Source organism: Mesorhizobium sp. A623, assembly GCF_054489405.1.
Map to the genome: position 1 here is coordinate 59,670 of NZ_JBTMXB010000022.1, position 10,119 is coordinate 69,788.

9 protein-coding genes are annotated in these 10,119 nt (G+C 62.1%); all 9 read left to right on the top strand.

What is annotated here, in order from left to right:
- Positions 1–248 precede the first annotated feature (248 nt).
- Complete coding sequence (locus ACX3P1_RS19660; protein ID WP_459081288.1) at positions 249–1,244, top strand: substrate-binding domain-containing protein; 996 nt, start codon at positions 249–251, stop codon at positions 1,242–1,244.
- A gap of 142 nt (positions 1,245–1,386) precedes the next feature.
- Positions 1,387–2,910: a sugar ABC transporter ATP-binding protein gene (locus tag ACX3P1_RS19665; protein WP_459081289.1), complete on the top strand. Its 1,524-nt coding sequence runs from the start codon at positions 1,387–1,389 to the stop codon at positions 2,908–2,910.
- A 43-nt stretch (positions 2,911–2,953) separates the two neighbouring features.
- Positions 2,954–3,919 carry an ABC transporter permease gene (locus ACX3P1_RS19670; protein WP_459081290.1) on the top strand — a complete coding sequence of 322 codons (966 nt, stop codon included), beginning with the start codon at positions 2,954–2,956 and terminating at the stop codon, positions 3,917–3,919.
- Between the two features lie 205 nt (positions 3,920–4,124).
- A complete protein-coding gene (locus tag ACX3P1_RS19675) occupies positions 4,125–5,735 on the top strand; it encodes an ABC transporter substrate-binding protein (protein ID WP_459081291.1) in 1,611 nt (536 codons plus the stop codon).
- A 343-nt stretch (positions 5,736–6,078) separates the two neighbouring features.
- Complete coding sequence (locus ACX3P1_RS19680; RefSeq protein WP_459081292.1) at positions 6,079–7,065, top strand: ABC transporter permease; 987 nt, start codon at positions 6,079–6,081, stop codon at positions 7,063–7,065.
- Positions 7,062–7,883, top strand: coding sequence for an ABC transporter permease (locus tag ACX3P1_RS19685; protein WP_459081293.1), 822 nt, complete (start codon positions 7,062–7,064; stop codon positions 7,881–7,883). Before ACX3P1_RS19680 ends, ACX3P1_RS19685 begins: the two co-directional genes overlap by 4 nt.
- On the top strand, positions 7,880–8,686 hold the full coding sequence (locus ACX3P1_RS19690; RefSeq protein ID WP_459081294.1) for an ABC transporter ATP-binding protein: 807 nt from the start codon (positions 7,880–7,882) through the stop codon (positions 8,684–8,686). Before ACX3P1_RS19685 ends, ACX3P1_RS19690 begins: the two co-directional genes overlap by 4 nt.
- 3 nt (positions 8,687–8,689) lie before the next feature.
- Positions 8,690–9,463 (top strand): ATP-binding cassette domain-containing protein, encoded by a 774-nt coding sequence (locus ACX3P1_RS19695; protein WP_459081295.1) that lies wholly within the window; start codon positions 8,690–8,692, stop codon positions 9,461–9,463.
- An 18-nt stretch (positions 9,464–9,481) separates the two neighbouring features.
- Positions 9,482–9,985, top strand: coding sequence for an L-2-amino-thiazoline-4-carboxylic acid hydrolase (locus ACX3P1_RS19700; protein ID WP_459081296.1), 504 nt, complete (start codon positions 9,482–9,484; stop codon positions 9,983–9,985).
- The last annotated feature ends 134 nt before the right edge of the window (positions 9,986–10,119 follow it).

The window sequence follows — 10,119 nt, forward strand, 5'->3', positions numbered from 1 at the left end:
TGGAGGTGATCCATGCGGCGACACAATATCGAATGTTCATTCTCTATTGACTATCGTTGGAATTTAAATTTCATTACACAAGGGAGAAAACCGGCGCTGGCCAAAGCTCGACTGTGCAAAATTTCTCGACACAGCCTGAGGAATGAATTACTGGAATTTCTGTTTTTTATCGATAAAATTCTGTTTGAGCCGCGCCTGCTCCGATAGAATATTCGCGAAATTCACCAGGCGCCTTAGGGAGGAAGCCTATGGAATCGTTCAATGGAAAGCTTAATCGCCGTACTTTCGTAGTGCTGGGCGCTGCTTCGATGCTGGCCGGTGTCGTGCCGGCCGGATCGGCTTTTGCCGCCGACATAACCATTCCGATCATCGTCAAGGACACCACGTCCTTCTATTGGCAGATCGTGCTGGCCGGTGCCCGCAAGGCCGGCAAGGACCTTGGCGTCAACGTGCCGGAACTCGGCGCGCAGGCCGAAACGGACGTCAACGGCCAGATCTCCATCCTCGAAAATGCCGTCGCCGGCAACCCGGCGGCCATCGTCATCTCTCCGACCGAAGCCAAGGCGCTTGGCAAGCCGATCGATGAAGCGGCCAAGAAGGTCAAGATCATCGGCATCGACTCCAGCGCCGAGTCCAACGCCTTCACCTCGTTCCTGACCACCGACAACAAGGTGGGTGGCAAGGTTGCCGCCGATGGCCTGGCCGAGGCGATCGGGGCCGCGAACGGCGGCAAGGTCGAGGGCAAGGTGGCGATCATCACCGCGCTGCCGGGAGCCGGATCGCTGGAATCGCGCCGCGAAGGCTTCCTTGAGGAGGTCAAGGCCAAGTATCCGGGCCTGACGGTCGTGGCCGACAAATATGCCGATGGCCAGGCCACTACCGGCCTCAACATCGCCACCGACCTTATCACCGCCAATCCGGACCTGAAGGGCATTTTCGCCTCCAACCTGATCATGGCGCAGGGCGTCGGCCAGGCGATCGCTGAAAACAACCTTGGCGGCAAGGTCGCGCTCGTCGGCTTCGACAGCGACGAAAAACTGGTCAAGTTCCTTGAGGACGGCGTCATCTCGGCCCTCGTGGTGCAGGACCCCTACCGCATGGGCTATGACGGCATCAAGACCGCGCTCGCTGCCTCTAAGGGCGAAGCGGTCGAGAAATTCGTCGATACCGGCGCCAATCTGGTCACCAAGGCGAACATGAAGGACCCGAAGATCGACGCGCTGCTCAATCCGAAGCTCGACTGAGCACGCCAGCCGAACTTTTCCGGGGCTGTAGCGGCCCCGGAAATTGCCGCGCTGGAGCATGGGACCGAAAAGTGAAATCGGTTTTCGGATTATCCCGGCTCCATCAAAGAACGGCGAGAGACGGGCAATCGGGAGGACCGCCATGAATCCGACGGCACAGGAATTGCATCCAGCCCCCGTTCTTCAACCCGGCAGGACCATCCTGGAACTGCGCGGGCTGGAGAAAAAATACCCCGGCACCCATGCGCTGAAACCGATAGACCTCGCCTTCAAGGCCGGGGAAATCCACGCCATCGTCGGCGAAAACGGCGCCGGCAAATCGACCCTGATAAAGCTCCTGACCGGCGTGATACCGCGCACATCCGGCGAGATCATCTGGGAAGGACAGCCGACGGCCCTCGCCTCGCCGCACGAAGCGATGGCGCTGGGCATCAATGCCGTGCACCAGGAAATGGTCCTGTGCCGGCACCTCACCGTGGCCGGAAACATGTTCCTTGGTGAGGAAGCCATTCGCTTCGGCATCCTGCAAAAGGGCAAGATGATCCGCGATGCGCAAAAGATCATCGACGACATCGGCTTCGACCTGCCGGCTCAGGTCGAATTGGGCGACCTGACCATCGGGCAACAGCAATTGATCGCCGCCGCCCGCGCCACCGTGCGAGGCACCAAATTCCTGATCTTCGACGAACCCACCGCCTACCTCACCCGCAAGGAAGCGGATCAGTTGTTCACGCTGATCCGCCGGCTGAAGGACGAAGGTGTCACCATCGTCTATATCAGCCATCGGATGGAGGAAGTATTCGAGCTTGCCGACCGCGTTTCGGTGCTGCGCGACGGCACGCTGGTCGGCACCCGCGACATCGCCGAAACCGACGATGCCGAACTGGTCAAGATGATGATCAACCGATCGATCGAGCAGATCTACCACAAGGAGCATTTCGAACCGGGTGCGGCCATCGTCGAAGCGAAGTACCTGTCCGGCAAGGGCTTCGACGATGTTTCCATCACGGTGAGGGAGGGCGAAATCGTCGGCCTCTACGGATTGATCGGCGCCGGGCGCAGCGAGTTCGTCACCACGCTGTACGGCCGCAACCGCAAGTCCGCGGGCACCATCTTCTGGCAAGGCAATGAGGTGGCCGTCAATTCCGAGCACGACGCGATCCGGCTGGGCATGGCGCTGGCGCCCGAAAGCCGCCGCGACCAGGGCCTGTGCCTCAACCTGCCGGTCAGCCTCAACCTGAACCTCCCGATCTACAAGCGCATCAGCAGGAACCTGCTGATTTCGCCGACCCAGGAGAAGGCACAGGCCGAGCGCCAGATCGTGGGCCTTCGCATCAAGACGCCCACCCGCAATGTGCTGGCCTCCAGCCTGTCCGGCGGCAACCAGCAGAAGATCGTCATCGGCAAATGGCTGAACCATGGCGCCAAGCTGTTCATTTTCGACGAGCCGACGGTCGGCGTCGATGTCGGCACCAAGGCCGAGATATACCGCCTGTTCAGCACGCTATTGGCGGAGGGAGCAGGCATCATTCTGATCTCGTCCTATTTGCCGGAAGTCTATGAACTGTCCGACCGATTGCATGTGTTCCGCGCGGGCAGGCTCGTGGCCAGCCACGGCTTTCGTGACGCCAGCCATGAGGAAGTCCTGACGCAGGCCATCGGCTGACGTCGAAGCACCACCAAAAAGAAAAAATACGGGGAACGAAAGAATGAGCATCGAAACCCTACCCGCCGCCAAACCGAAGCGGAACTACAACGTCCTGTTCGGCCTCACGCTGCTGCTGCTTCTTGCGGCCTTGTGGATCGCGCTTTCGCTGGCGACGCCCAGCTTCGCCTCCGCCATCAACATCTCCAACCTTCTTCGCCAGGGCTCGATGATCGCCATCCTGGCTGTCGGCCAGACATTCGTCATCATCACCGGCGGCATCGACCTGTCGGTGGGCGCAATTGTCGGCTTTTGCACGGTCATTCCGGCTCTTCTGATCCAGGCCGGCTGGCCGGTATGGGTGGCGGTGCTTGCCACCCTTCTGGTCGGCGTCGGCATCGGCTTATTCCACGGCTTCGGCATCGTGCGAATGGGCCTGCCGCCCTTCATCATCACGCTCGCCACCTTGACCTCGCTGCGCGGCATCGGCCTCTTGATGACCAACGGCAACTCGATCTCGATCAACAACGATGCGTTCCAGGAGTTTTCGCGCAATTCGTTTCTCGGCATCCCCAATTTGTTCTGGATGGTCATCCTCGTCGGCGTTCCCTCCTATATCCTCCTGCACCACAGTCGCTGGGGCCGCTACCTCTTCTCGGTCGGCTCCAATGCGGAGGCCTCGCGCCTGTCCGGCGTCAACGTGCCGCGCACCATCTATATGGCCTACATCCTGTCGGGCCTGTGCGCGGCTTTTGTCGGCGTGCTTCTGGCCTCGCGCATCGGCATCGGCAACCCGACGCAGGCCGAAGGCTGGGAGTTGCAGGCCATCGCCTCGTCGGTGATCGGCGGCACGTCGCTGTTCGGCGCTATCGGCTCGATCCACGGACCCCTGCTTGGCGCCTTCATCCTCGCGACCATCAACAACGGCGCCAACCTTTTGAACGTCAACTCGTTCTGGCAGCGCGTGATTACCGGCGCGCTGATCATCATCATCGTCTATTTCGACGGGTTGCGCCGACGCGGCAAATAAGGACGGCTGAGCGCTCTTTTCGAGCGTCGCTGCCCGCCCGAAACTGGTCCAGCGGAAGGAATTTTCAACGCCACGCCCCGATGCGCGACTTCCTTCTCTGGCGAAACGGGCGCGAAAGGTCATAATCCCGGCCGCAAGGTGCCGGCCAGCTCAGGTTGCGCATCGCAAACAGCTACGCTGTCTGCTGACGGCACAGGAGTTGGCCATGTCGGAATTCAGGATTTCAAGACGCACCGTGCTTTCCGGCTCGGCTCTGCTGCTCGCCTCCACCGCCCTGCCCTCCATCGGCTGGGCGCAGACGCCGCGAAAAGGCGGAAGGTTGGTGGTCGCAGCCGATTCCGAGCCCCGCAATCTCAACCCGGCCATCGTCGCCTCCAACGGCGTCTTCTTCATTTCCAGCAAGGTCATCGAGACGCTGGCCGAAGCCGACTTCAGCGGCGAGGACGGCCTTGCCCCCCGCCTTGCCGTCAGTTGGGAAGGTGCTGCCGATGGGCTCTCAGTCACCTTCAAGCTGCGCGAAGGCGTGAAATGGCACGACGGCAAGCCGTTCACATCGGCGGACGTGGCGTTTTCGGCGTTGCAGGTCTGGAAGCCGCTGCAAAATCTCGGCCGCACGGTGTTCAAGGACCTCGAGGCCGTCGAGACGCCCGACAAACTGACCGCCGTGTTCAAGTTCTCGAAGCCGACCCCGTTCCAGTTGATCCGCAATGCGCTGCCCGCACTCTCGAGCGTCGTGGCCAAACACATCTTCGACAATGGCAAGATCGAGGATAACCCGGCAAACAATGCGCTCGTCGGCACCGGGCCTTTCAAACTGGCGGAATACAAGCCCGGCGAATATTACCGGCTGGCGAAGAATGACGAATACTGGGGCAAGGACGAACCCTATCTTGACGAAATCATCTACCAGGTGCTGCCCGACCGCGCCTCGGCCGCAAGCGCGCTTGAAGCGGGAGAAATCCAGCTTGCGGCCTTCTCGGCGGTGCCTCTCGCCGACCTGGAGCGTATTTCCAAGGTGCCCGGCCTAAAGGTGGTGAGCAAGGGCTACGAGGGCCTGACCTATCAACTGGTGGTGGAGATCAACCATCGCCGCAAGGAACTGGCCGACCTGAAGGTGCGGCAGGCGATCGCGCACAGCATCGACAAGGACTTCGTCGTCAAGACCGTGTTTCTCGGCTATGCCGCCGCCGCCACCGGCCCCGTGCCGAAAAACGATCCGCAGTTCTACACGCCCGATGTCGAGACTTACCCGTTCGACGTCGCCAAGGCCAACGCGCTGCTGGACGAAGCCGGCTACAAGCGCGGTTCGGACGGCATCCGTTTCTCGCTGAAACTTCTGCCGGCACCCTATTTCAACGAGACCAAGCAATTCGGCGATTATTTCCGGCAGGCACTGGCGGCCATCGGCATCGATGCGCAACTGGTCAACAACGATGCCGCCGCTCACCAGAAAGCCGTCTATACCGACCATGCCTTCGACCTGGCGGTTGGGCCACCGGTGTTCCGTGGCGACCCGGCCATCTCCACCACCATTCTGGTGCAGAGCGGCATTCCCGATGGCGTGCCCTTTTCCAACCAGGGCGGTTACAAGAATGCCGAGCTAGACGCGCTTATCGCAAAAGCTTCGGAGACGCTGGATTCCGGCGCGCGCACCGAACTCTACAAGGAATTCCAGAAGAAAGTGGCCGCCGACCTGCCGCTTATCAATGTCGCCGAGTGGAGTTTCATCAGCGTCGCCAGCGACAAGGTGCAGAACATCGCCGACAATCCGCGCTGGGCCGTATCCAACTGGGCCGATACATGGCTGGAGGAATAGGCGCTTCAGCGCTTGCTCCCGCCGCCCGCCGGTGGTCAATTCGCAGCGTGAACGCTCTACGTCGCCCCCCTCTGTCCTACCGGCTTCGGCCCTCCGCTATGGCTACGGGCGTTCGTCGCTCGAAAAGCCCATTTTGGGGCCTTTCGTTCGCTACCCGAACCGCTCCTCACCCCCCTCGGGTGGGGAGATTATCGGTCCGCGAGGTTCGCCCCAATCGCCAACGTTACAGAAAAGGCTGTGAGGGGCGCGTGACTGATCTCCCCCCTTGCGGGGGAGATGGCCGGCAGGCCAGAGGGGGGCGCGACAGAACTCGGCGCACTAATTTACGCGGAATCCCCGCCCCATGACCCGCGCGCTCATCCTCCTGCGCCGCCGCCTGCTTGGCTCAATCTTCGTGCTGGCGATTGTCATCGTCGGCACGTTCTTCCTGCTCGAAGCGGCACCGGGCGACGCCGTTGATGCCTATACCGTCTCGGCGGGCGGCGATGCCGGCATGATCGAGGTGTTGCGCCAGCGCTGGGGCCTCGATCAATCAGCGCCGACCCGGCTTGCCAATTACGTCTGGGCGTTGGCGCATCTCGACCTTGGCCACTCGGTCGCCTTCTCGCGCCCGATCCGCGACGTGATCCTGGAGCGCCTGCCCAACACGCTGCTTTTGATGGGCAGCGCCACCGCCCTGTCTTTCGGGCTCGGGGCTGCATTCGGCATTTATGCTGGTGCCAGACCCGGCAGTTTTCGCGACCGCTTCCTGTCCATCGCTTCGCTGGCGCTTTATGCGGTGCCGGGCTTCTGGCTGGGCCTCGTGCTGATCGTCCTGTTTGCGGTCCGATTGCGCTGGCTGCCTGTCGGCGGCATTGAAACGATTGCCTCCATCAATACCGGCCTTGCCCGCGCAGCCGACATTGCCACCCATCTGATCCTGCCTGTGGCCGCTCTCGGCTTCATCTATCTGGCGCTCTATCTGCGCATGATGCGCGCCGGCATGGCGGAGGTGTGGCGCATGGATTTCATTCTCGCCGCCCGCGCCCGAGGTATCCCACACGGCCGCATCGTGCTTGCTCATGTCGCGCGCAACGCGCTTTTGCCCCTCGTCACAATGCTCGGCCTGCAATCGGCGCAGATGCTGGGCGGCAGCGTTGTCATCGAAAGCGTGTTTGCGATCCCCGGCCTGGGTCGGCTGGCGCAGGAAGCCGTTACGGCGCGCGACACGCCGTTGCTGCTCGGCATCATCTTGACCAGCGCGGTGCTGGTTGTGCTCATCAACCTGCTGGTCGACATCGCCTACGCATTCCTCGATCCGCGCGTCGGCGCCGGCGAGGCCTCGGCATGAGCCGCTTTTTCCGCAAACCCGAAGCCGTCGCGGGCGCTTTGATCCTGGCGGCATTGCTCGCCATGGCTCTCGCAGCACCCCTTCTCTTTCCCGGCGACCCGCAGGCCATCGCCGGCCCTGCCCTTTTGCCGCCCTTCCAGGACTGGACGATGCCGCTCGGCACCGACCGTCTCGGCCGCAACGTACTGGCTGAACTGTTCCACGGCGCGCGCACCTCGCTCGCCGTCGGGCTAGCCGCCGCCGCCGCTTCCCTCATCGTCGGCGCAATCGTTGGTACGCTGGCAGGCTTTGCCGGCGGACTGATCGACGAGGTCTTGATGCGCATTACCGACGCTTTCCAGACGGTACCGGGCTTCCTGTTGGCGCTGGCCTTCGTCAGCGTCGTCGGCCCCTCCCTTACCGTGGTCGTCGTGGCGATCACGCTGTCTGCCTGGACCGGTCCGGCCCGCATCGCGCGCGCCGAAGTCCTGTCGATCCGCGAGCGCGACTATGTCGCCAGGGCACGCGTCGTCGGCATGCATCCGCTGGAAATCGCCTTTTGCGAAATCCTGCCGAACGCGCTGCCGCCGGTCCTGGCCCTGTCTTCGATCATCGTCGCCGGCGCCATCCTGACCGAGGCCGCACTTTCCTTTCTCGGCCTTGGCGATCCCAACCGCGTCACCTGGGGCGGCATGATCGCGGAAGGCCGCACCGTGCTCCGTTCCGCGCCGTTCCTGTCGATCGTGCCGGGCATCGCGCTGGTGTTCACGGTGCTCGGCGTCTATCTGGCCGGCGAAGGCGTGGTCGAGGCGACCGCAATCCGGCGCGGCCTGTCATGACCGATCTGCAAAAGAAAGCTCTCGCTTATATAAATAGCCTGTCCGTTACCTATGAGGGCGACGGCACGAAGATCACCGCGCTAAGCGAAATCAATCTCGAACTCAAGGCCGGCGAGCGCTTAGCGATCATTGGCGAAAGCGGATCGGGCAAGAGCACGCTGGCCTTGGCGCTTGCCGGATTGTTACCGCACACCGCAAGCGTTTCCGGTACTATCGAATGGGATGGTTTCGACCACCTCCCACAAGGCGGGCGCGATATCGGTTTCATTTTCCAGGACCCGTCGGCAAGCCTCGATCCAGTCATGCCCATTGGCAAGCAGATCGCGGAAGTAGCGAAGGCGCATCTCGGTCTCGGTTGGCGGCAAGCCTATTCGCGCGCAAGGGAACTGCTTGAACGGGTCCGGATCCCCGACCCGGATTCGGCCATGCATGCCTTTCCCCACCAATTTTCCGGTGGCCAGAGGCAGCGGACCGCAATCGCCGCAGCGATAGCCGCCGGCCCGCGCCTGCTCATCGCCGACGAGGCGACCAGCGCGCTCGACACAATCGTGCAGGCCGAGATCGTCTCGCTCATTCGCCGGTTGGTCGCCGAAGACGGAATGGCGCTGCTGTTCGTTACCCACGACATCGCACTCGCCGCCAACCTTGCCGAGCGGATCGCGGTGTTCCGCCACGGCGAACTGGTCGAACTCGGCGACACCGAGCAGGTAATAAGCGCACCGCGCAGTGCCTATGCGCAGACGCTGCTCGATGCCCATATCGGCCTCGGCACGAAGCCGTTGCTCCTGCAGTCGCGTGCCTGACGTATGAATAAGCCATTACTTACAGTTAAGGACCTTACCAAGCGTTTCTCCAGCGCTGGCAGGACCGTTAGCGCGGTCGACGGCATTTCGTTTCACATAGAACCTGCCGAAACGCTGGCGCTTGCAGGCCCTTCCGGCAGCGGAAAATCTACCGTCGCACGCCTGCTGCTGCGGTTGATTGAACCGGACGCGGGCGCCATTCGCTTCGAAGACGGCGACCTGTTGAAGTTGCGTGGGGCCGCTTTGCGCGCGCGCCGCGCAAGGCTGCAAATGGTGTTTCAGGATCCGCTCGCCGCCTTCAATCCGCGCGCATCGGTTCGCCAGGTGCTGGATGCGCCGTTGCGCATCCACACGCAATGTCGGTCCCCAGAGCGGCCTCGACGGATCGAAGAACTGCTGGAACGCGTCGGCCTTACAGCGGCACTGGCAAGTCGGGCGATCCATGACATTTCCGGAGGCCAGCGGCAGCGCGTTGCAATTGCCTGTGCCCTGGCGACCAAACCGGCACTGATCGTGCTCGACGAAGCCGTTTCAGCGCTCGATGTGTCGGTGCGCGGCAAGATTCTGGAATTGCTTCTCGATCTGCAACGGGAGGAACGGATCGCCTATCTCTTCATTTCACACGATCTGGCGGTCGTTCGCGCAATAGCCCACCGCGTTGCGGTCATGGCTGCCGGTAAGATCGTGGAAACGGGCAGCGCGACCGAGGTGATCGACGCGCCGCGGTCGCAGGTAGCGCAAGCCTTGGTCGCGGCGGTCCCACGATTAGACCGATAAATAGCATTTGGAGCCGAGATGACAGACAACGACGAACGGGCCGAAAAACTCGCGCTTGAACTGGATTCGGCATTCAAGAACCGCGCCGATCTCTATCGGCTGATGCTGGAGGAATTGACCCAGGAAATGGGTGCCGCTCGTGCCGAGGCGGTGATGATCCGGGCCATAGAAAAGCGGGGACGGGAGGTCGCGGCGGCAGCCTTCTCCAGGTTCGGGCCAAACGACGCCCGCGCCATCGGCGAGGCCTTCCTCTCCGTCAGCCCGGACGGGGGCCGCATGTATCCGACGGACGTGGAGCGAGGTGACGACCGCATCACGTTCAAGGTAAAGCGCTGTCCGCTAAAAGATGCCTGGGCGGAAGCCGGCGTCGATGACGAAAAGCTGGCGACGCTCTGCCGGATTGCCGGAGCTTTCGACCGGGGCCTGTTCGAAGCGCCGGGCATACGCTTCGACAATATCACGTGGACGCCGGGGCACGGCAGCGGCTGCTGCCATATCATGCTCTGCAACGCCGATCCGTAAGCTGCTTGTTACATAACTTTTTTTGCGTGCGTGCATCTTGGCCGCACGGGATTGCTGCACAAACAGCAAAAAGCCCGCCGGAGGTTTATCTGGCGGGCTTTTATGATTTGGTTGCGGGGGTTGGATTTGAACCA

Bases quoted from the DNA above. Each gene is read 5' to 3' on its own strand.
- ACX3P1_RS19660 (WP_459081288.1), top strand. From the start codon at position 249: ATGGAATCGTTCAATGGAAAGCTTAATCGCCGTACTTTCGTAGTGCTG.
- ACX3P1_RS19665 (WP_459081289.1), top strand. From the start codon at position 1,387: ATGAATCCGACGGCACAGGAATTGCATCCAGCCCCCGTTCTTCAACCC.
- ACX3P1_RS19670 (WP_459081290.1), top strand. From the start codon at position 2,954: ATGAGCATCGAAACCCTACCCGCCGCCAAACCGAAGCGGAACTACAAC.
- ACX3P1_RS19675 (WP_459081291.1), top strand. From the start codon at position 4,125: ATGTCGGAATTCAGGATTTCAAGACGCACCGTGCTTTCCGGCTCGGCT.
- ACX3P1_RS19680 (WP_459081292.1), top strand. From the start codon at position 6,079: ATGACCCGCGCGCTCATCCTCCTGCGCCGCCGCCTGCTTGGCTCAATC.
- ACX3P1_RS19685 (WP_459081293.1), top strand. From the start codon at position 7,062: ATGAGCCGCTTTTTCCGCAAACCCGAAGCCGTCGCGGGCGCTTTGATC.
- ACX3P1_RS19690 (WP_459081294.1), top strand. From the start codon at position 7,880: ATGACCGATCTGCAAAAGAAAGCTCTCGCTTATATAAATAGCCTGTCC.
- ACX3P1_RS19695 (WP_459081295.1), top strand. From the start codon at position 8,690: ATGAATAAGCCATTACTTACAGTTAAGGACCTTACCAAGCGTTTCTCC.
- ACX3P1_RS19700 (WP_459081296.1), top strand. From the start codon at position 9,482: ATGACAGACAACGACGAACGGGCCGAAAAACTCGCGCTTGAACTGGAT.